Here is a 22,187-nt window from a genome sequence, read left to right as displayed (position 1 = left end):
TTCTTCTTCTTCAAGCAGTGGGAAACACTATGTGATTAGGCGTTTTGTCCTTCCGTGGCCTTCAGGTTTTTATCCCTGTGCCGCGGCGACTGGTAATACTTTACGCAGGTTCAAACAGGGGCGCAACCTGATCTGCACCCCATTAAGGTGAGGCAGGCTACTTTTAGGGAGTGCAGACTCATATATTTACTAGTGAACACAGGGTTAAACGTTTCTAAATATTTTTAGAATTTTTTCTATTCCACGGTTTCAGCACCCAAAAACACCCTTTTTCGTGATTCAGTTCATTGACAGTGATCACTTCTTTATAAAAAGTGTGGGTGGGAGCAAGCTCTAGCTCGCTCCCACCCACGGAAATTTAGATTATTGAATTTTTCAAGGTACTAGGCAACCTCTACCATTGCCATGTTCTTCTTGCCGCGGCGGACCACAGCGTACTTACCTAAGAGCAGATCGGACTCTGCCAGGGCGGCGTCCTCACCCTGCACCTTTACGTTGTTGATCGCTGCACCGCCCTCTTTGAGGGTTCGGCGAGCTGCAGACTTAGACTCTGCCAGCCCCGTCTCGGTTAAGACGGTAATCATGTCCAGCTGATCCCGATTCAAAACAGCATGAGGCAACTCAGCGGTTGCTGCCTTCAGAGTTGCTTCATCAAGTGCAGCGAAATCTCCCTTACCGAAAAGCGCTTCGGATGCAGCAATGACCTTTTCGGTAGCATCTACCCCGTGCACCAATGAGGTAACGTCGTAGGCCAAGGTCTTCTGGGCAAGACGTTTGAAAGGTTCTTCTTCTACTGACTTCTGCAGCTGAGCAATTTCCTCACGAGTCTTGAAGGTAAAGACCTTAAGGCGGTCAGCCACGTCCGCATCAGCTGTGTTCAGCCAGAACTGGTAGAAAGCGTAAGGTGAGCACATCTCAGGATCTAGCCAAATAGCGTTGCCCTCCGACTTACCGAACTTGGTGCCATCTGAGTTAGTGATGAGCGGGGTGCCCATAGCGTGAACAGACTTGCCTTCTACCTTGCGGACTAGCTCAGTACCTGAAGTCAGGTTGCCCCACTGATCTGAGCCACCGCACTGCAGGGAGATATCATAGCGACGGTTAAGTTCTAAGAAGTCATTGCCCTGAAGAATCTGGTAGGAGAACTCGGTGTAAGAGATACCCTCGTCTGAGTTCAGGCGCTTAGCCACGATCTCTTTTTTAATCATGGTGCCCACACGGAAGTTCTTACCGATTTCACGCAGGAAGTCGATAGCTGACAGTTCGCTGGTCCATTCCAAGTTATTGACCATGCGAGCTGCGTGTTCACCTTCAAAGGAGAGGAAGCGTTCAATCTGACCGCGCAGACGATCGACCCAACCTTCAACAACGTCGCGTGAGTTCAGCACGCGCTCGGAGGTCTGACGGGGGTCACCAATCAGACCGGTGGCACCGCCGACGAGACCGAAGGGGTTGTGCCCAGCTAGCTGCAGGCGACGCATCAGCAAAAGCTGAACCAGGTGCCCCAGGTGCAAGGAGGCAGCAGTGGGATCGTAGCCGATATAGAAATTGATGGACTCTTCGCTCAGGGCCTTTTCCAGCGCTTCTTCATCGGTGCTGACGTGCACAAGGCCACGCCACTTCAATTCCTGCCAAACGTTGGCGAAGGAATCGTCGTTGTGCTGAGCTGCAAGAGTCTCTTCAGACACGGTTACTCCTGTTTAGTGTGAATACGGTGGTAGCAATAGCCACTGCCCTTAAAGTTACCAGCTAGGCAGAAGCACGCGGTAACGGTAGGCAGTGGCTTTCTCTCTGTGAGAAGTTTAGAGACCGGCCGGCAAATCGGTTCCAGCAATCAGGTGCAGACGCTGAGTAGGTCTTGTCATAGACACGTAAAGATCGCCCACCGAGCCGTTGGCCGCTTCTATAAGATCCATGGGTTCAACAATAATTACCACATCGAACTCCAAGCCCTTGGCCTCCCAGGGAGTGAGCACAAGAATCTGATGTTCAAGGGCAGATTTTGAAGTGCCCGTGTTATCACGGTGAGCAGTTGAAATCGCAGAGGCAACCTCACGGTAGCGAGAATCAGCAACGATAACGCCGATGAGTCCTCCCCCGGCCTGAGCAACCTCTTCGCTCACGGTAGCAACAACGCTTGGAATGAGGTTCTCTGCCCCCACCACGCGAGTAGACGGCGACCAGTTTCCCTCACGAATCGCTCGAGGGGCGCTGATCTCAAGGCCGGCAGCTCGTGCCACCGACACCGCGGCGTCCGAAATCTGGGCAGGTGTGCGGTAATTGACGGTCAGCTCATCTAGGTGAAAGCGCTCCCCAACGAAAGGCTTTAGAGCCTGTGCCCAGGATGAAGCTGCCGCCGCGCTGGACGCCTGAGCAATATCGCCCACCACGGTGAACGACTTCATGGGGCAACGGCGCATCAGCAAACGCCATTGCATAGCAGAAAGCTCCTGAGCCTCATCAATCACTACGTGACCGTAGGCCCAAGTACGGTCGCTCTTAGCAGCTCGAGCTGCCGTCATGCGTTCACCGGTTTCTTCGTTAAGTTCAGCAATTTGCTCAGCGGTGATGACACCGTCCACACCAATATCTTCTAACTGCTGGTTAGCGTTCTCTAGCGCCTTGCGGGCATTCTCTAGGTTTGCCTGGTGGGCAGCCTCAGCACGCTGGGCGGCAGCGGCATCAGTGATCTTAGAAAAGTCACCCAAAAGCTCAGCTGCTTCATCTAGCAGAGGGACATCGGACTCGGTGAAAGGCTGATCTGCAGATCGAACTAATACCTGGCGTTCAGCATCGGTCAGAATACCCTGGGTGGCTGAGGCCAGGTACTCAGGCTTAGAGAAAAGTGAGCGGACCAGGGTCTCAGCGGACAGGGGCATCCAGGCCAGGTTGATGGCACGGCGGACATCCAGAGAGTTACGGACGTCTTCTTCTAGGTAGGGGCGGTCAACAGCGTGCCCAGCAGCGGCATCCAATTTTTCGTTGAGTTGCCGGGTTAGCTCTTTAAGTAAAACCTTGACGAAGGTTTCACGCGCCTCGTTATGGGGTTTTCCGGTAGACCGAGCGGTGGCACGGGCGTGCTTAACCAGCTTGGGGCTAAGGGTGATATCCATTGAATCGACGGCCAGACGAACGGAAGTAGCTGGCACTTTTTGGCGATCAGCAACGGCTTTCTTAATAACTTCAGCCATGCGCAAATCACCTTTAACGCGGGCGACTGCCGGATCAGTCTCAGGCACTGCCCGGAGCCCCGGATAGAGAGTGGCAAGTGAGGACATCACGACGCCGGTTTCGCCCAGGGAAGGGAGCACACGCTCGATATACCACATGAAGGATGATGAAGGACCGACTACCAGAACGCCCGAATTATTCAGGCGTTCTCTGAAGGTATAGAGCAGGTAGGCGGCGCGGTGCAAAGCTACTGCCGTCTTACCAGTACCGGGGCCGCCCTGGACGACGCGAACCCCCGCAAGGTCAGCACGGATAATAGCGTCCTGCTCAGCCTGGATGGTGGCAACGATATCCCCCATGCGACCGGTGCGCTTGCGGTTGAGTGCTGCCAGCAGAGCCCCTTCACCGTGCAGGCTAGCATCCTCGTCGTCAAGCATGGCTGAATCGAGCACATCGTCTTCAAAACCGGTCACCCCACGGCGCTCTAGCATGAGGTGGCGGCGGCGGCGCACGCCCTGGCGATTGAAAGCGGTTGCCTGGTAGAATGTGCCTGCCTCCGGGGCACGCCAATCAATGAGCAGCCGTTCGTGTTCTTCGGTGGCAAGGCCGATTCTGCCGACGTAGCGCACCGCGTCGTCGTCCATATCTAGGCGTCCGAAGGCAAGGCGGTGATCGACTGCGTTGTACTGTGCCAACCGATCCTCGTAGAAACTGGCATAGGCATCGCGTTCAGAACGGTTCTGGTGGTTGCCTACCGACTGGTTCTTGCGGGTGCTGCGCAGCTTAGACTCGGTGGCCTCACGCAACTGATCGAGACGCTGGTAAAGCTGTCCAACGTAGGCTCGCTCCCCCGCAAGTTCCCGCTCGAAAGCGGCTTCAGATGTTGTCTGGGCGGGGTTGGCGTTAGTGTTCTCAGTCAAGAGGGCACCCTTCATCACGGAAAAGTAAAGCCCTCTATTCTATACCGGGCTTGGGGTAAAGCAAAAGGGCGCCGGGATGGCCGCATTAAGAAGGTGCAGAGACAATCGTCAACGAAAATTCCAAGGGGCCCGTCATAGGATGGACCCGCCGAAAAATGACGGACCGTCAACGGCCCTTCACACAAAAATTCTTGGTTTACTCAGAGACCAATGCCAGCGCTTCAACACGGTTACCCGCTAAAAGCTCGCGGCCACCGAGGCCGTCCAGCTCAAGGAGCACACCGATACCGGCAACCTCAAGGTCAGCCATCTTCATCAGATGGGTTGCAGCCTCCAAAGTGCCGCCGGTTGCCAGCAAGTCATCAACCAGCAGCACGCGAGTGCCTGCAGGGATATCTTCCTTATGAATTTCGATGGCAGCCGAACCGTACTCCAGCTGGTATTCCTTCATATAGGTATCGCGGGGCAACTTTCCCGCCTTACGCACGGTCATCACACCGGTTCCGGCAATATACGCCAGGGCGGAAGCCAAGAGAAAACCGCGTGCCTCAACGCCAGCCACGATGTCGAACTGACCCTCAAAACGGGCTGCCAACTCGTCAATAGCACGGCGGAAAACCTCAGGGTTAGCAAAAAGGGTGGTCACATCGTAGAAGAGGATGCCCTCCTTGGGGTAGTCCTGAATCTGCGCGCAGGCAGAAGGAATCATCTCTTCAATGGGCAGTGAGGGATCAACGGGCTTAATCATGGAAGTTTCAACCTTCTCCAAATCCTGGTGCCTTCACGGCAATGAGTACAGAACCAAACAGTTAGTATACGCGGTCAACCAATGGCAGAGACTTCGTACTCGGTAGTAGAAATCATGAGATACGATATACCGCTCGTATGCATCAGAGACCCAAGCACTTGAATAAGTGCGAGGTGGGGAGCTTGGTCATACCTCATCAGTAACGCAACATGCCAGCGGACTCTTGCAACCGCTTTTCCATTCGTTTCTATTGCAATAATTTTTCCCGCCATAGCCACTAAATCAATGACGGGCTGCTCGTGGTCAAGCGCGGATGATGTGAACTCATTGAAGGCCGATAAATGGTTGCCCGTAGATTTCTACGGGCAACTATCGGATATATGAATCAGGCTAGCTAATAACCTGCGGACGCTCTGCGAACTCACGCTGGGGTGCAAGCTCTGCCTTGAGGGCATCCAGCTGAACTGCTACCGCGCTGGGAGCGGTGCCGCCCTGGGCAGAACGAGAGTTCAGTGAACCTTCAACGGTCAGAACCTCGCGGACACCCGCATGTAGGTGGGGTGAAATTGCTAGGTACTCCTCGTCCGTCAAATCCCACAGCTCGCAGTCCTTGTCTTCGCACACCTGCACCGCTTCACCGGCCAGCTCGTGGGCCACACGGAAGGGTACTCCCTCACGCACCAGCCACTCAGCGATATCGGTTGCCAGAGCAAAGCCCTGAGGAGCCAGCTCAGCTAGACGGTCCGTGTTGAAGGTCAGGGTGGCAATCATGCCAGAGACCGCAGGTAGAAGTACCTCAAGCTGGTCAATAGCATCGAAGACCGGCTCCTTATCCTCCTGCAAATCACGGTTATAGGCCAGAGGCAGAGCCTTGAGGGTTGCCAGTAAGCCGGTAAGGTCACCGATGAGGCGGCCAGCTTTACCGCGAGCCAGTTCAGCGATATCAGGGTTTTTCTTCTGAGGCATAATCGAGCTGCCGGTAGAGAAGCTATCGTGTAGCTTTACGAAGGAGAACTCTTTCGTTGCCCAAAGAATAACCTCTTCTGAGATGCGGGAAAGATCCACCGAAATCATGGCGCAGATCCAAGCGAACTCAGCGTAGACATCGCGCGAGGCAGTGCCATCAATCGAATTATGGACAGCCGAGCTAAAGCCCAAGTCGTGGGCCACAGCTTCGGGGTCAAGCCCCAAAGATGACCCGGCAAGAGCACCCGAGCCGTAGGGTGAGACAGCAGCGCGCTTGTCCCAGTCCAGTAAACGGTCCAGGTCCCGGGACAGGGCCCACGCATGAGCCAGTAGCTGGTGGGAGAGCAAAATCGGCTGCGCGTGCTGCAGGTGGGTGCGGCCGGGCATGGGAGCATAGGGGTGCTCCTCAGCCTGGGCGATGAGCGCGTCAATGGTATCTACCACGCCCTGAGCGATAATGGAGGCATGATCACGAAGATACATACGGCCGAGAGTTGCAATCTGGTCGTTGCGCGAGCGCCCGGCACGGAGCTTACCGCCCAAATCAGCACCAGCGCGTTCGATAAGACCCTTTTCCAGTGAACCGTGTACGTCTTCATCGGACTCAGCCGGAGTGTAGGCACCGCTGCGCACATCTGCTTCTAGCTGGTCCAGGGCAGCGATCATACCTGTCAGTTCTTCTTCAGTCAGCAGGCCGGCCTTAGCCAGCACGCGGGCGTGAGCACGAGAACCTGCAATATCATAAGGCGCCAGACGCCAGTCAAACTGGGTTGATTTGGAGAGGGCAGCTAAGGCATCAGAAGGGCCGCCAGCGAAGCGTCCGCCCCAGAGAGCGCCGTCATTTGTGCCGTGCTTATCAACAGACATATCTCAACTCTTTCGGTGGTAAAAGCAGGGGTGTGAGTCAAAAGCCGCCCCGGAGCCCCCCCTACCCTTTCATTTCTGGGGAGGGAAGGCACCGGGGCCGGCGGGGTGCATCACTCTAGGATTTTAGAGGCCCAGACGCTGATCGCGGGCTGAAGCAACCTTGGAGGACAGGCCAAAGAGCTCGATGAAACCACGAGCATGTGACTGGTCGAAGCTATCGCCCTCATCGTAGGTGGCCAGGTTGAAGTCGTAGAGCGCGGTATCAGAGCGGCGGCCCGATACAACGGCGCGACCGCCGTGCATGTCCAGGCGAATTTCGCCGTTGACCATCTTTTGGGTGTCCTCGATGAAGGCATCTAGTGACTTCTTCAGCGGTGAGAACCACTGGCCGTCATAGACCAGCTCGGTCCAGCGCTGCCCTACGGTCTTCTTGAAGCGAGCCTGTTCACGCTCAATGGTGACATTCTCAAGTTCCTTGTGGGCTGCAATCAGTGCCATGGCACCGGGTGCCTCGTAGATTTCGCGGGACTTGATGCCAACCAGACGGTCCTCAACGATGTCGATGCGGCCGATGCCCTGGGCACCTGCACGACGGTTCATGATTTCGATGGCTTCCAGCGGGGTGACAGCCTGGCCGTCAATCGCTACAGGAATACCTTCCTTGAAGGTAATCACGGCGGTGTCCGGCACGGGAGCAAAGGTGGGGTCATCGGTGTAGTCGTAAACGTCCTTGGTGGGGCCGTTCCAGATGTCTTCTAGGAAGCCGGTTTCAACCGCGCGGCCCCAAACGTTCTGGTCGATGGAGAAGGGGTTCTTCTTGGTGGTGGCAATCGGCAGGTTGTTCTTCTCTGCGTAATCAATAGCCTTCTCGCGAGTTAGAGCGAGGTCGCGTACGGGTGCGATGCACTTGAGCTCGGGGCCCAGGGTCTGAATACCAACCTCAAAACGAACCTGGTCATTGCCCTTACCAGTGCAACCATGTGCCACAGTGGTGGCACCGAACTGCTGAGCTGCAGCGACCAGGTGCTTGGTGATGACGGGCCGGGAAACAGCTGAAACCAGCGGGTAAGCGTCCATGTAAAGAGCGTTAGCTTTAAGAGCAGGCATGCAGTAATCGTTAGCGAACTCGTCGCGAGCGTCTGCAACGTATGCTTCAACGGCGCCGCAATCGAGAGCACGCTGACGAATTGTTTCGAGGTCCTCGCCGCCCTGGCCTACATCTACAGCCACAGCGATAACTTCTGCGCCGGTGGCTTCGCCAATCCAACCGATGGCTACCGAGGTGTCAAGGCCGCCTGAGTAGGCAAGAACGATACGCTCTTTCATAATGCTCCTAAATGGTGTGGTGCGGACAAACCGCTTCTCTATAAATAATTATGCACATATAAACATAATTATTCAAACCCTGCCACAATGCGGACGTTAGGCACCAGCTACGCCCCGTGACCAAAGACCACTCTACCCAGAGCTAACCTGCAAAAAGAGGTATTTATTAAAAAACATTAATGCAGGACTCACGAAACTTTTATAAAGACCCTACAGACTGGAATTATGTTCAAGAAATACACCTTTGGCCTGCTGGTTCTGGCGCTGGCCGGTCTCATCGCCACCCTGGCCCTCGTTACTTCTTTCAGCAGTGCTACTCCCCAGATTGATGACGAGCCTGTGGTGCTTGATATCAAAACAACCCCGGCAGAAAACTCCTCGCCCAGTGTCTCCGCAACTCCTACAGATAATGATCAGGCAGATGACGCGGGTCAGCAAGAGGGACCCGCTGCAGAAGAAGAGCCGCAGCCAGCAGAAGTGGTGGCACCAGCGCCAGCAGAAGTGGTGGCACCAGCGCCAGCAGAAGTGGTGGCACCAGCGCCCGCAGAAGAGGTGGCACCAGCGCCCGCAGCTGTAGTCCCAGAACCGGCTTATATTGAACAGCCCCTACCTCCGGCATCCGCTCCGCAGTACTCTCCAGGCAGTGATGATGACGATGACTTGGGTGAGGATGATTGGGATGACGACGATGATTAGCCTCAAGCCCCGCTGGCGCTCTACCTTAGAAAAACATCGAGCTAAATCCGCCCGCACGGAACGCAGCGGGTCAGTCCGCCTGCGCATCGTTGCCTGGACTTTTCTGCTCACCAGCTTCATCATTACCGGGCTCATCTTTACCGTGCGAGAAATACTAATTAGCGATGTTGGAAGGGGAGCCAATTCCAGCACTGAAAGTGAAATCGGTGAGTTCCGAAACTTTGCACAGATTGGGGTCAATCCTCAAACAGCCAGACCTTTTGAAACGCTAGAAGACATGCTGGGCTCGTACGTGACCCGGCAATACACAGGCTACAAGGAACAAGTCATCGGTCTAACCCCTCAACAGATCATTTTTCTCGAAGAACAGGACCACTATGCTCTAACCACCGGGTACCGGCTACATCAGGATCAGGCTCTACTCACCGGGCTCAGGGAAAACCCCTCCAACTCAGGAATTGAGCAGACACCTGCCGGGCCAGTGCATTGGGGCAAGGTCGCTGTTGAGCTACGAACCGACCAAGGCACAACAACAGGCCATCTACTGGTTCTGGAGTATATTCAACCCGAACTAGATGCGGTCCAACACACCGTCTTTATCATGATCTGGGTTGGCGTTGCTGGCCTCGCTTTCACTCTCTTGGTGTCCTGGCTCATCGCTACTCAGATTACTAAACCCATCCGTAATCTCCGACAGGTAGCCGAGCACATTAACGACAAGAATTTTAGTGGCAGAGTAACGGTTAAAGGGGACGATGACGTGGCAGCAATGAGTCATACTTTCAACAAGATGCTAGACCGTCTTGAAGAAGCAACGCTCACCGAACGGCAGTTCATGGACGATGTCAGCCATGAACTCCGCACCCCCATCACTATTGTGCGCGGCCACCTTGAGCTCATGGAGCGCACCGAGGAACAGGAACAGACTCTGCTCCTGGTGGATGATGAGTTAGAGCGTATGGGGCGGATCGTATCGGACCTTCTAACTTTGGCTAAATCTGAACGCCCAGACTTCGTTCAACCTCACCCCACTGAGGTCTCCGAGCTCATGATTTCCCTCGATTCCAAGGTTCAGGTTTTTGCTAACCACCGGTGGATTATTGCTGACATTGCCGAGGGAGAGGTCGGCTTGGACGAACAGCGCATTACTCAGGCGATGCTTCAGCTGGCAGCCAACGCAGCCCAGTATAGCCCCAGTGGAAGCGCAATCACCATCGGATCGGAGTTTTATGGTCAGGGCGGTGAGCGGCAACTGAAGCTATGGGTCCAGGACCGTGGCCCGGGTGTTAGCCCCGAGGACGCATCGATCCTCTTTGAAAGGTTCAGACGCAATAACGCTAAAAATCCTGCCACTGCCAAACAGCACTCAATGGGAGCCGGTCTGGGATTAGCCATCGTTCGATCGATAGCAGAAGCCCACGGTGGTGGGGTATGGATTGCAGCGCCAGAAGACGGCCCCGGCTCAATCTTTGGCATCAGCCTTCCTGCCCCTAGCCCTCCGAAAAAAACCCAGTCGATTACAGCAACATACCCACCTCAGAATGAACCAGAAAAGAGCTAACCGATGAGCCACATCCTCATTATCGAAGATGACCCGCGTATCTCGTCCTTTATTGTTAAGGGGCTGAAATCAGCCGGTTATACCTCCACATTAATTGATGAGGGCCGTAGCGCTTATGCTCTGGCCAAAGTGGGAAATTTTGACCTGATTATCCTCGATGTGGGTCTTCCCGGCATGGACGGGTTCTCTATCATGCGAGCGCTGAGAGCTGAGGGTCTCAAAACCCCTATTATCATGCTGACTGCCCGGGACTCAGTCTCCGATACGTTAGAAGGTCTGGAGAACGGGGCAAATGACTACATGACCAAACCTTTCCAGTTCGCTGAGCTGATTGCTCGTATTAGACTGCGTCTTCGCGATACAGCCTCCGATGATACGACCCCAACCTCCCAGCTCACTCACCGCGACCTTGTTCTTAACATTCTGAGCCGCCAGGTCTCGGTAGCGGGACAGTCAGCAGAGCTCACTACTCGAGAATTTGCTCTCTTGGAAACACTGATGCGTCACAAGAATCAAGTGCTTTCACGCGAACAGCTACTGGGTCAGGTGTGGGGTGTGGACTTCGATCCCAACTCCAACATCGTTGATGTCTATATCAGAGCACTACGCAAAAAAATTGGGGAGGACTACATTGTGACCGTTCGTGGAGCAGGGTACCGATTTGTATGAGCAAGCTACTTTATTCCTCTCAAGAACGCCCTGACGAAAGGTTGCCGGTGACCGCTCCTCTGAATCAGGTCAACAGCAGCTTCATCACTGGTCGACTAGTTGTCTCTCTCGCTGGTGCCGTTACCCTGGTGGCTGCGGTAACCTGGACTGGTTTTGGGTCTGCCTCACTCAGCCTTCAAGGAGCGCTAGCCCTGAGCATCTTTATCATTGCAATCTGGGCATGGGTTTTTAGCCCGCTGACGGATACCTATGTGTCTTTGGCAGCCGCTGTTGCTCTGGTACTGACCGGTATCATCTCAACGGAACGTTTCACCGCGTCCTTAGGGACATCAGCGGTGTGGCTACTGGTTGCTGCTGTAGTTATGGCTCAGGTGCTCACTGCCTCCGGCCTCACCCGCAGGTTGACCGCCCAGTTGGTTTCCCGGGCTCGGACCCCCAGGCAGCTCGCCTACCTTTTCAATCTAGCTCTCTTTCTGACGGTATATCTGGTTCCCTCACCTTCGGGACGCGCTGCGCTCGCTCTGCCCATCTACCAGGCCCTGGCGGATGCCTTGGGTAACCGCCCAGCCCTGGTAAAAGCTCTGGGTATCCTAGCCCCGGCCAGCATCCTGGTTTCGGCTGTAGCATCTTTTATTGGTGCCGGCGCCCACCTGGTCACCTCAGAAATCCTAACCGCCTACGGTTTGGAAACCATTGGCTTTTTGGAGTGGATGATTCTGGGCTCAGGTCTAGGTCTGTTGGCTTCCTTAGTCGTTACTGAGCTAGTGCTACAGCTCTTTGGTCCTTCCCGAGAGGAGCAGGGTCCCATCGAAGTAACGGTTGCTGATTTTGAGCAAGCATCAGATACCCCGGTCCGTGGGCCGCTCACAGCTCCCGAACGGAACATTGCACTGGTCCTCTTGGTTGCTGTACTTCTCTGGTGCACCGAAACTCTGCACGGTCTGACACCCGTGATCGTAGCGGTACTGGGCGCCCTGGCGGCCACCGCTCCGGGGGTTAGCTCCATCAAGCTGGGCGCAGCCCTCAAGAAAGCACCCTGGCCCATGTTGCTCTTCATGGCAGCGACTCTAGCCATCGGAACCGGTCTAGCAGATTCAGGTGCGGCAACCTGGCTGGCTGAATCCCTTTTTGCCCCAGTGAGTCAACTGGGGTCTAGCGGATCAGCCATCTTCATACTTATGGTGATTCTGATTTCAACTGCAGCTCACCTGGTCATTCAGTCCAGAAGTGCTCGTAGCGCAGTGCTTATTCCCCTCGTCATCACAGCGGCGCTACCGTTAGGGGTGAATCCAGTGGCAGCCGCCTTTATCTCAACCGCTGCAGCAGGCTTCTGTCACACCCTCACCTCCAGCGCTAAACCGGTTGCTCTCTTTGCCAACATGGACGGAAGACCAACCTACACTCCAGCAGACCTCCTGAAACTCAGCGCCTGGCTCGCTCCGCTACATGCCATGCTTATCGCACTCTTTTCTTTCTTCATTTGGCCCCTCTTAGGTTTGCCTCTCTACACCTAAATCGCACCACCCAGCGAAATTTTTAAAACACTAAAAGACCTAGTGGCAACACTAGCGAAGACGCTTGCACCCACCATGTCTCGGTGCCCCAATATAAGGAGAACTATCATGATTATGTCCATTCCCCAGCGCATCCTCATCGCCCCTTCTGGCTTCAAAGGAAGCCTTGATGCCGATGTTGTAGCCGACGCTATCGCAGCAGGTATCCGCAGGGTTATTCCCGGAGTCAACACCGTTGTCCTACCTATCCCCGATGGAGGAGAAGGAACCGCCAAGCTCCTAGCATCCTCAACCGGCGGCACCCTGGTTTCGCTTGAGGTCACCGGGCCTGTTGGCGAGCGCGTCAACTCTCACTACGCTCTTTTAGGAGGCTCTCAACGCGGAATTGCCGTGGTAGAGATGGCTGCTGCAGCAGGTCTCTCCCTGATTCCCAAAGACATGAGGAACCCTGGCGCCACCACTACCTACGGGGTAGGAGAAACAATAGCCGCTGCACTCTCAAACCCGGAAGTACACACCATTTTGGTGGGTTGCGGAGATTCAGGGACCTCAGATGGCGGTGCCGGTGCCCTTTCTGCCCTAGGTGCAAAAATTCTAGACGCCGACGAACAGGAAGTGCAGCTTGGTGGAGCCAATCTTTCCAACGCTGAGCGCATAGATTACAGCGGCTTGCACCCCCGCCTTTCACAGGTTCGCATTATACTGGCCCTCAACCAGCACAACATCTTGACCGGACCCAAGGGGGTAGCTCGCGTCTTCGGCCCCCAAAAGGGCGCCACCCCTCAGCAGGTCGAAGAGTTAGATCAGGCGCTAACTCACTGGGCTAACCTTCTTGAGAGCACCCAGAATGAGATGACCGGCGGTAGAGTATCTACGGATTTTCATACGGGAGCAGGCACCGGCGCTTCAGGAGGCTTGGGTGCTGGACTAGCACTGATTGGAGCCGAACTTACCCCACGCTTTGAGGCTCTCATTGATTCCGGGTTGGCCGGCCTCAGCGTCACTACAGAAATTCAACAGGCTGACCTGGTGGTTACGGCAGAAGGCGCTATCGATTATCAGACGCCCAAGGGCAAGGTTCCTGCAGAAATTGCCGCTCGAGCGCAGGTCGCGGGAGTCCCCGTGCTCGCCCTCGCCGGATCCATCGGAGAGAAAGCCTACCGGGTTCACGATGCTGGTATTGACGCTTTTGCCAGCATCATGCCCCTGCCCATGGGCCTAGATGATGCCCTAGAAAATGGTGAAGAGCTGCTCACCAATTCCACCGAGCGCTGTTTTCGTATGATTCTCCTGGGGGCATCACTGAGTGCTTCCATGCAGAACCGAAACCTGAAGGCAGCCGCCTAAGACCACGTAACTGGAAGATGGGCAAGATTTCTACAGTGAGGCCGCTAGTTGCCGCTTGAGAATTTTACCGGTGGGGCCAAGCGGCAGCTCTGCACGCAGAAGGAAACTCCGGGGGTACTTGTAGGAAGCGAGTTGCTGACGGCACAGGTGATCAAGTTCAGCAACCAGCTCATCACCTTCACTCTCGGTCAAATCCGCAGTGCGAGGCACAATGACAGCCACAATCTCTTCACCCACTTGCAGGTCTGCCGTGCCCACCACAGCAGCTAAGCTGACCTGTGGGTGAGTGTAGAGAACATCCTCAATTTCACGAGGGTAGACGCTATTACCATTGCGCAAAATCATGTCCTTGAGACGGTCCACAATGTAAATATTGCCCTGGCTATCTAATCTGGCCACGTCCCCCGTTGCGAACCAGTCACCGTCAAATACCGCCTCATTAGCCTCAGGGTTCTGCCAGTAACCGGTCATTACGTTAGGGCCGCTGACCCACAGCTGCCCCGGCTGGTCTGCGCCGAGCGGATGCCCTTGCTCATCCCGGACCTCAACCAGGACACCGGGCAGGGGGCGGCCCACCGAGCCAATGACAAGACCAAATTCAGCCTGATTAAAAGATACTACCGGGGAGGTTTCACTCAGCCCGTACCCTTCATAGACGGGAAAGTTAACTAAGCGGGCAATATCAGCGTGTACCGAGGATGGCAAGGCTGCCCCTCCAGAAATACCGAACCGTAGAGAGCCCCTCAGCCGATCCGCAAGTGCAGTATCTGTTTCCAGATAGTTAGCTATAGCACTGTACATGGAGGGCACCGCCGCAAAAACAGTGACCCCAGTATCTGCACACAAAGCCGCAGCGCCCTGGGGAGTAAAACGGGGTAGTAGGGCAATGCTGGCTCCAGCAGCAAACACTGCATTCATCGATACGGTCTGCCCAAAAGCGTGGAAGAGGGGAAGCCCACCAAAGATGGTATCTGTTGGTTTAAAACCAAAAACTTGAGCACAGGAATGCGCGTTAGACAGCATATTGGCGTGGCTTAGGGTTGCTCCCTTAGGCTGGCCGGTTGTACCAGAGGTGTAGAGCAGGACGGCAGGAGCATTAGCTTCGACAGCGCAGGGCCTAAAGTGCGTTTCTGCTTTCCCCTCAAAAATTACACTGCCATCAATAACCTCAACAGCACTAAGACCTGCATTAACCGCTGTCATATCAAGATCAGCCAATTCACCGGCTACCCGGGTACCAGCCCAAACCAGCAGCAGCCGAGCTCCGGCGTCCTGCACCTGGTATTGGACCTCACGAGCTGACAAAAGCGGGTGCAGTGGCACAGCAATGGCGCCCAGAGCAAGCGTGGCATAGTAAAGAGCTACCATCTGAGGCACATTGGGCAGGGCAAGAGCCACACGATCACCGTGACTTACTCCCCTATCAACCAGCCATTCGCGAGCAACGTCAATTTTACCCACCAGCTCTTGATAGGTAAGCTGCCCGCCTTCCCACTGCAAGGCCAGGTCCCGCGAAGATGCCTGACGGGTCAGCAAAAAACAGAGATTACTCTGCTCGGTAGGTTTAGAAGTCAAAGACTGAATCATCATGCCCTTTCGGTTAGCTAACCTGCTTGGTACAACATCTTCCCATAAAGTGTGGACAAAGCCCTGTGAACACGGCAGCACGATCGGAGAGACTGTCAGAAAAGTACCGACAGGTTTGCACAGCGTAAAGCTATCTGCCAAAGTATAGGCATGACAGATAACGCCCTCACCGAGACAGAACACGAATTCCTTAACTCAGTCTTCGATTTAGCCCGGGACAATAAGCCGGTAGCTCTCAAGTCACTCTTCGACCAAGGCGTTCCCGTTGACCTCACCAACGCAAAGGGCGATACTCTGCTCATTCTTGCTGCCTACCATCAGCACACCGACCTGCTACAGATTCTCATCAACGAAGGCGCTGATTTGGATCGGATGAACGACCGAGGGCAAACTGCCTTGGTCTGCGCTGTCTTCCGCAACAACCTCCCCATCGCTCGCATGCTCTTGGACGCCGGAGCGGACGAAACCCTAGGTACCCAAACACCAGCCCAGGTGGCCCAGTTCTTTGAGCTTGAGGATATGCAAAAGCTCTTCAGCTAACCCCTTCACTACCCGGGAATAGACGCGAGAGACGAGTGGGCAGGGTCAAAGCCTGCTTGGAGTGATGGATTCCTACGCGGCCCAGCTGAGGAAGAGTTCAGCTACCGCTTCACCCCCGAGAGGGTCGCGGGTAATAACCATGACCGTATCATCACCGGCAATGGACCCGAGCAGCGGTTCAAGACCAGCCTGGTCGATGGCCGATGCCAGGAACTGCGCCGCCCCGGGCGGAGTACGCAGAATCACCAGGTTAGCTGAGGCCTCAGCTGTCACTAGCAACTCCTTGAAAAGCCCAACCAGTCGAGCGTCAGGGCCGTCCTGGGCACTGCGACGCACAGGGTGGTTGGGCACTGCGTAGATTAGCCCAGATTTTTCATCGCGTACCCGCTCAGCACCAATTTCAACTAGATCGCGACTGAGAGTGGCTTGAGTAACTTTGAGACCGTCATTGGTGAGCAATTGCGCCAGGTCAGCCTGCGAGCGCACCCGGTGGGTTTGTAGTAACTCAATAATGCGAGCCTGGCGGGCAGTTTTGGTGGAAGGAATTGCCATTGATGTTCTTTCTAGTGGGTAAGAGCTGCGCGGTAGTTGGCAGCTAGGCCAGATTCTGCCAGGAGGAAGGCCATGAGAGCTTTCTGAGCGTGAAGGCGGTTTTCTGCCTCGTCAAAGACAACCGAAGCAGGCCCGTCAATAACTTCTGCGGTCACTTCAAAGCCGCGGTAGGCTGGCAGGCAGTGTAAGAAGATAGCGTGCTCAGCTGCCTGGTCCATCGCTGCGGTATCTACGGTGTAGGGCTTGAATACCTGGGCGCGGGCCTCTTTTTGGTCTTCCTGGCCCATGGAAACCCAGGTATCGGTAATGACTACGTCCGCCCCAGCTAGTGCTTCTGCGGGGTCGGTGGTAACCAGGATTGACCCGCCGGTTTGCTGGGCGCGGGCTTCTGCTTCTGCTACCACCTCAGGGGCGGGTAGGTAGCTGGACGGGCCGGCTATGCGTACCTGCATGCCGGCGGTCGCTCCCCCCAGGAGGTAGGAGTTAGCCATGTTGTTAGCGGCGTCCCCCAGGTAGGCCATGGTTTTACCCGCCAGCTCTCCCAGGTGCTCACGGATCGTGAGTAGATCAGCAAGAATCTGGCAGGGGTGGTAGTCATCAGAAAGGGCGTTGATGACCGGCACAGTAGAGTGCTGCGCCATTTCTTCAAGACCGCGGTGTTCAAAAGTACGCCAGATAATTGTTGAGACCATTCGGCTAATGACTTTAGCTGTGTCTGAAACGCTTTCTTTATGCCCGATTTGCGCTTCACCCGGGTTCACAATGAGGGGGTTACCGCCCAGTTCTGCGATACCGGTATGAAAGGAAAAACGGGTGCGAGTAGAAGTCTTATCGAAGATCACCGCTGCGGTCTGCGGCCCAGCGAGAGGGGCAAAGCCAAAGCGGTCTGCCTTCATCTCAGCGGCAAGGTCCAGCACACGAGCCTGTTCGGCGGGGGTGAGATCGGTGTCTTTGAGAAAATGACGTACCACGGTGGTCTCCTTTACTGGGGCTACGAGTGCACCCCAACGATTATATGCATAATTTTTAATATTTATTCGTTTGATGAATAGTGAGTTTGGGCGCGGCGCCCCGGTCACTACGCCTGGAGGGCCTGGGCAAGAATGTGGGGGAAGGCAGCGATGAACTCATCGGCTTCTTCGTGGCTCAGAGTCAGGGCTGGAGCCAGACGCACGGTATTCTCATTGGGAGCGTTGACGATGAAACCAGCTTCTCGCGCAGCCACTACAAAGGTGGGGGCGAGCGGAGCTCCGGCGTCCGTCTTTGCATCCTCTAGAACAATGCCAATAAGCAGCCCCGCCCCGCGTGTTGTTTGAATAACGGCTAGCTGCTCCAGTTGCTGTCGCAGATAGCTTCCCATATTTTCAGTGTGCTCCAGCAGCCCTTCGGCCTCAATGGTTTCCAGGGTGGCGAGCGCCGCTGCGGTAGCTAGAGGGTTACCGCCAAAGGTTGTGCCGTGCATGCCGGCCTGTAGAGTTGCGCCATTCTTAGCGCCAACTACCATCATGGCACCCACGGGAAAACCTCCGCCCAGCCCCTTGGCTAGAGTAATAGCATCGGGCAGCTCAGCGGCGCCTAGCTCGCGGGAGTGCTCAAACCAGCGGCCGGTACGGCCCATTCCGGTTTGCACCTCATCAACAATAAGTAAGGCATTGTGCTGGCGGGTTAGCTCACGGGCTCGTCCTAGATAACCTTCAGGTAGAGGCAGCACCCCAGCTTCACCTTGAACGGGCTCAACAATCAGCGCCGCGACGTCATCGGTGAAGTGTTCTTCTAGAGCCTCCAGAGTGGCAGGGATGTGCTGGATGCCGGTGGGCAGAGGCTCGAAAGGCTGCCGGTAGGCGGGCTTATGAGTCAGGCTCAAAGCTCCGATGGTCCTACCGTGAAACCCCTGCTCCAGCGCCATGATAGTTCCCTTGCCATGGAGATTGCCGTGGCGGCGAGCTAGCTTGTAGGCAGCCTCATTCGCTTCGGTACCGGAGTTGCAAAAGAAGACACGGGCGTCCTCAGCCCCCAGCAGAGCACGCAGTTTATGGGCTAGCGCCACCTGCTGCGGGGTGGTAAAAAAGTTAGAAACATGGGCCAGCGTAGCAGCCTGCTCCCCCACCGCCTTCACCCACGCGGGATGGGCATGGCCCAGAGCGTTTACGGCAATACCGCCGAGCAGGTCAAGGTAGGGTTTGCCGTCTGCATCCCAGACGCGCGAGCCCTCACCGCGTACCAGCACCAGGCTGGGGTCACCAAAGACACCCAAGAGGTCGGTGGAATATGTTTCAAGATAGTTTTGCTGACTCACGTTTATCTCTTTTCTTCAGGCTCTAGTAGGTCACCGGTTGTACCCGGTAGTCAGCTTCTGGGTGCTTCCAGGCGCCCTCAGTCAGGCCGTCCGGTGTGAGCTGAGTGCCGATGCCAGTATCGGTGAAAATCTCAAGCAGAGGCGAGTGCGGTAGGCGGCCATCAACAATCGATGCTCGCGGCACCCCCTGTTCTACAGCTTGCAAGCAGGCACCCATCTTGGGAATCATGCCAGAAACGAGGCTGGGCATCATCTCCCTCAGTTCGCTGACCGTGAGGGAACTAATCAGAGAGTTACGGTCAGGCCAGTTGGCATAAAGCCCTTCAACGTCGGTCAGCACCACCAGCTTCTCAGCGCCCAGCGCAGCGGCCACGGCGGCCGCCGCTGTATCTGCGTTGACGTTGAGGATTTCACCGGTAAGACCCGCCAGACCGTGATGATGATCCGGATGTTTCTCCCTGTCATGTATCTCGGGGGCAATCGATGAAATCACCGGGATTTTTCCAGCTTCAATCATGGAGGTAATGGCCGTGGTGTTAACTCCAACCACTTCACCCACCAGCCCCAGGTCAGTCTCAACCCCATCGACCTGAGCTGTGATGCGTCGAGCACGCAGCAGCCCGCCGTCCTCCCCGCTCATCGCAACAGCAAAAGGGCCATGGCGGTTGATGTGGCTCACCAGCTCGCGAGCCACCTGACCGGTGAGTACCATGCGCACCACGTCCATTGCCTCAGGTGTGGTGTAGCGCAGGCCGCCCCGGAACTCGCTCTCAATCCCCAGCTTGTCCAGCATGGCAGTAATCTGCGGTCCACCACCGTGTACTACCACCGGGCAAATGCCGATGGTACGTAGAAAAACCATATCTTCAGCAAAAGCTGCGCGCAGATCCTCAGAAATCATAGCGTTCCCGCCGTACTTGAACACCATGATCTTGCCCCGAAACTGCTGGATCCAGGGTAAGGCTTCGGTCAGGGTTTTAGCTTTTTCCTGCGCCGTATCAAAACGGGCGGCGGCGTTGTTCTGCTGTGCCATGTCTTCTTTCTGGGCCGTTGGTGGGGAGATGTTAGCTGGAGTAAGCGCTGTTTTCGTGGACGTAGTCGTGGGTCAGGTCATTGGTCCAGATCGTTGCCTGGTGCTCCCCTGCCGCCAGATCGATGTCTACGGTGACCCTGCGGTCAGCGGTCAAATCGACCAGGGAGCGGTCTTCACCGATACCCCCGCCCCGGCAGACCATAACACCATTGATGGTGACATTCACGTTTTCGGGCTCAAAATGTGCACTGGTGGTGCCCACCTCAGAGAGGATGCGGCCCCAGTTGGGGTCGTTGCCAAAAATCGCCGTCTTAAAGAGGTTTGAGCGGGAAACTGCGCGGGAGACTTCCTCAGCCTCAGCTTCGGTAGCTGCCCCCAGGGTACGCACATGAATATCATGGCTGGCTCCCTCGGCGTCTCCAATCAGCTGAAGGGCGAGGTCCTGGCAAATAGCAGTCAGTGCCTGGGTAAAGTCTTGCGGATCGGGGGTAACACCAGATTCCCCCGACGCCAGTAGCGCCACGGTGTCGTTGGTGGACATGCACCCATCGGAATCAGCCCGGTTGAAGCTCAAGCGGACGGCCTCACGCAGCGCGGTATCAAGCTGCTGGCTGGTGAGGGCAGCATCGGTGGTCAGGACCACCAGCATAGTTGCCAACCCGGGTGCTAGCATGCCAGCTCCCTTGGCCATACCGCCGATACGGTAAGTGCCACCAGCTGCCGTGAGCTCTTGCCCGGCTAGTTTGTGCACGGTATCAGTGGTCATAATCGCCTGGGCGGACTCCTGGCAGGACGCCGCACCAGCACCCAGCGAAGCCGCAGCTTCGCTAATACCGGCACCCAACTTATCCATGGGTAGACGCTGACCAATCAGCCCGGTTGAACACACCAGGACGTCCCCGGCTGAAACACCCAGAACCTCTGCAACTTGCTCGGCGCTGGCATGGGTGTCCTGAAAACCGGGGGCACCGGTGCAGGCGTTAGCCCCGCCCGAGTTGAGCAGCACAGCGTCCACCCGCCCGTCGGTGATCACCTGCTGGCTCCAGAGCACGGGCGCTGCAGCGAACTTATTGGTGGTAAAAACTGCGGCGGCGTTCTTCTGCGCCCCTTCATTGACCACTAGGGCAACATCGCGTTTACCGGTGACACTGGAGATCCCGGCGGCTACACCGGCAGCTTTGAAGCCAGCAGGGTAGGTAACCCCGCTACTTTCGATACCCTCAACATGGTGCTTCAGATCGGTCACGGTGCCAGCCCTTCCTGCTCAAGGCCCTCGAATTCGGGCAGACCCAAAGCAATATTCATGGATTGAATGGCACCACCAGCGGTGCCTTTGGTCAGATTATCGATGACGCTAGTAACGATGACCCGCCCAGCGTGCGCATCGAAAGCCAGTTGCATTTCAGCGTGATTAGACCCCTGCACGCTCTTGGTGCTGGGCCACTGCCCCTCCGGGAGCAGGTGCACAAAGCGCTCACCTTCATAGGCTCTACCCCAGGCATCGCGCAGCTGGGCTTCGGTAACACCTGGCTTGACCCGCGCTGTACAGGTTGCCAGGATCCCGCGCGGCATGGGGACAAGAGTGGGTGTGAAGGAAATCTGCACCCGCTCTCCCGCTGCTGCAGAAAGTTTCTCTTCAATCTCAGGGGTATGACGGTGTGCCCCACCCACCCCGTAGGGGCTCATGGAGCCCATAACTTCTGCCGAGAGCAGGTGAGGTTTGAGGCTTTTACCTGCCCCGCTGGTGCCGGATGCAGCCACAATGACAACGTCCTGAGGCTCTAAAAGACCGGCAGCAAAACCGGGAGCCAGGGCAAGAATGGAAGATGTGGGGTAGCAGCCAGGCACAGCGATACGACTTACGCCCTGCAGCTGTTCGCGCTGTTTCCGCCCTGCAGACGTTGGGAACTCTGGCAGCCCATACGGCCAGGTACCTGCGTGGTCAGTGCCGTAAAATTTCTGCCAAGCCTCCGCGTCATCTAAGCGGTGGTCGGCACCGGCATCAATGACCAAAGTGCCTTCAGGTAACTGGGCGGCAACCTCGGCACTGGCCCCGTGCGGCAAGGCAAAGAAAACAACGTCGTGCCCCGCCAAAGCTTCAGCGGTGGTATCAGCAATCGTCAGGTGTGAGTACTTTCGCAGGTGGGGAGCAAGATCCCCCAACTTCTGCCCAGCCGAAGAATGAGCGGCAACCGTCTTAACCTCCACGTGGGGGTGGGTTGCCAGCAAACGCAGGACCTCGCCACCGGCATAGCCGGTGGCTCCAGAAACAGCTACTGTAATCGTCATGACACCATCTTTGCATTTTTTTGCAATGCAGTAAATATTTATACAGATTGTTTCGGGATACGGACGCTTTACCTCAGATAGAGGCAGGCTAGGGTGAAGATGTGC

18 protein-coding genes are annotated in these 22,187 nt (G+C 55.9%); 6 read left to right on the top strand and 12 right to left on the bottom strand.

The window, feature by feature from the left end; all coding sequences use genetic code 11:
- Positions 1–383: 383 nt before the first annotated feature.
- The 5 genes from tyrS to M3668_RS10890 all read right to left on the bottom strand — a co-directional run bounded on the left by tyrS (position 384) and on the right by M3668_RS10890 (position 7,998).
- Positions 384–1,688 (bottom strand): tyrosine--tRNA ligase, encoded by a 1,305-nt coding sequence (gene tyrS / locus M3668_RS10910; protein ID WP_251380870.1) that lies wholly within the window; start codon positions 1,686–1,688, stop codon positions 384–386.
- A gap of 114 nt (positions 1,689–1,802) precedes the next feature.
- Positions 1,803–4,106, bottom strand: coding sequence for a HelD family protein (locus M3668_RS10905; protein WP_502948975.1), 2,304 nt, complete (start codon positions 4,104–4,106; stop codon positions 1,803–1,805).
- 181 nt (positions 4,107–4,287) lie between these two features.
- Entirely contained in the window at positions 4,288–4,839 is a 552-nt protein-coding gene (locus M3668_RS10900) for an adenine phosphoribosyltransferase (RefSeq protein WP_251380885.1), read from the bottom strand.
- Between the two features lie 390 nt (positions 4,840–5,229).
- Positions 5,230–6,672, bottom strand: a complete 1,443-nt coding sequence (gene argH, locus M3668_RS10895; protein ID WP_251380868.1) for an argininosuccinate lyase — start codon at positions 6,670–6,672, stop codon at positions 5,230–5,232.
- 123 nt (positions 6,673–6,795) lie between these two features.
- The gene (locus tag M3668_RS10890) at positions 6,796–7,998 is read right to left on the bottom strand and encodes an argininosuccinate synthase (protein WP_251380867.1); all 1,203 of its coding nucleotides are present in this window, start codon (positions 7,996–7,998) and stop codon (positions 6,796–6,798) included.
- 225 nt (positions 7,999–8,223) lie between these two features.
- Between M3668_RS10890 and M3668_RS10885 the strand changes: the two genes are divergently transcribed.
- The 5 genes from M3668_RS10885 to M3668_RS10865 all read left to right on the top strand — a co-directional run bounded on the left by M3668_RS10885 (position 8,224) and on the right by M3668_RS10865 (position 13,785).
- A complete protein-coding gene (locus tag M3668_RS10885) occupies positions 8,224–8,694 on the top strand; it encodes a hypothetical protein (protein WP_251380866.1) in 471 nt (156 codons plus the stop codon).
- On the top strand, positions 8,678–10,255 hold the full coding sequence (locus M3668_RS10880) for a sensor histidine kinase (RefSeq protein ID WP_251380865.1): 1,578 nt from the start codon (positions 8,678–8,680) through the stop codon (positions 10,253–10,255). Before M3668_RS10885 ends, M3668_RS10880 begins: the two co-directional genes overlap by 17 nt.
- Before the next feature lie 3 nt (positions 10,256–10,258).
- A complete protein-coding gene (locus M3668_RS10875; RefSeq protein WP_251380864.1) occupies positions 10,259–10,924 on the top strand; it encodes a response regulator transcription factor in 666 nt (221 codons plus the stop codon).
- Positions 10,921–12,438 (top strand): SLC13 family permease, encoded by a 1,518-nt coding sequence (locus M3668_RS10870; RefSeq protein ID WP_251380863.1) that lies wholly within the window; start codon positions 10,921–10,923, stop codon positions 12,436–12,438. Before M3668_RS10875 ends, M3668_RS10870 begins: the two co-directional genes overlap by 4 nt.
- 108 nt (positions 12,439–12,546) lie before the next feature.
- On the top strand, positions 12,547–13,785 hold the full coding sequence (locus tag M3668_RS10865; protein WP_251380862.1) for a glycerate kinase family protein: 1,239 nt from the start codon (positions 12,547–12,549) through the stop codon (positions 13,783–13,785).
- Between the two features lie 30 nt (positions 13,786–13,815).
- Here the strand turns inward: M3668_RS10865 and M3668_RS10860 are convergent, their stop codons facing one another.
- Complete coding sequence (locus M3668_RS10860; protein WP_251380861.1) at positions 13,816–15,375, bottom strand: AMP-binding protein; 1,560 nt, start codon at positions 15,373–15,375, stop codon at positions 13,816–13,818.
- 147 nt (positions 15,376–15,522) lie between these two features.
- Between M3668_RS10860 and M3668_RS10855 the strand changes: the two genes are divergently transcribed.
- Positions 15,523–15,912: an ankyrin repeat domain-containing protein gene (locus M3668_RS10855; protein ID WP_251380860.1), complete on the top strand. Its 390-nt coding sequence runs from the start codon at positions 15,523–15,525 to the stop codon at positions 15,910–15,912.
- A 72-nt stretch (positions 15,913–15,984) separates the two neighbouring features.
- Here M3668_RS10855 and M3668_RS10850 read toward each other — a convergent pair whose 3' ends face one another.
- The 6 genes from M3668_RS10850 to argC all read right to left on the bottom strand — a co-directional run bounded on the left by M3668_RS10850 (position 15,985) and on the right by argC (position 22,082).
- The gene (locus M3668_RS10850; RefSeq protein WP_251380859.1) at positions 15,985–16,464 is read right to left on the bottom strand and encodes an arginine repressor; all 480 of its coding nucleotides are present in this window, start codon (positions 16,462–16,464) and stop codon (positions 15,985–15,987) included.
- Positions 16,465–16,475: 11 nt separating this feature from the next.
- Positions 16,476–17,435, bottom strand: a complete 960-nt coding sequence (gene argF, locus M3668_RS10845; protein WP_251380858.1) for an ornithine carbamoyltransferase — start codon at positions 17,433–17,435, stop codon at positions 16,476–16,478.
- Positions 17,436–17,542: 107 nt separating this feature from the next.
- Positions 17,543–18,760, bottom strand: coding sequence for an acetylornithine transaminase (locus M3668_RS10840; protein WP_251380857.1), 1,218 nt, complete (start codon positions 18,758–18,760; stop codon positions 17,543–17,545).
- Between the two features lie 22 nt (positions 18,761–18,782).
- Positions 18,783–19,793, bottom strand: a complete 1,011-nt coding sequence (argB, locus tag M3668_RS10835) for an acetylglutamate kinase (protein ID WP_251380856.1) — start codon at positions 19,791–19,793, stop codon at positions 18,783–18,785.
- A 31-nt stretch (positions 19,794–19,824) separates the two neighbouring features.
- On the bottom strand, positions 19,825–21,039 hold the full coding sequence (gene argJ / locus M3668_RS10830) for a bifunctional glutamate N-acetyltransferase/amino-acid acetyltransferase ArgJ (RefSeq protein ID WP_251380855.1): 1,215 nt from the start codon (positions 21,037–21,039) through the stop codon (positions 19,825–19,827).
- Positions 21,036–22,082, bottom strand: a complete 1,047-nt coding sequence (gene argC / locus M3668_RS10825; RefSeq protein ID WP_251380854.1) for an N-acetyl-gamma-glutamyl-phosphate reductase — start codon at positions 22,080–22,082, stop codon at positions 21,036–21,038. Before argC ends, argJ begins: the two co-directional genes overlap by 4 nt.
- Between the last annotated feature and the right edge of the window lie 105 nt (positions 22,083–22,187).

Source organism: Rothia sp. P100, from assembly GCF_023712425.1.
Lineage (GTDB): Bacteria > Actinomycetota > Actinomycetes > Actinomycetales > Micrococcaceae > Rothia > Rothia endophytica.
Note: the sequence above shows the minus strand (reverse complement) of the source record. Positions and strands in the feature narration are given on the sequence as shown.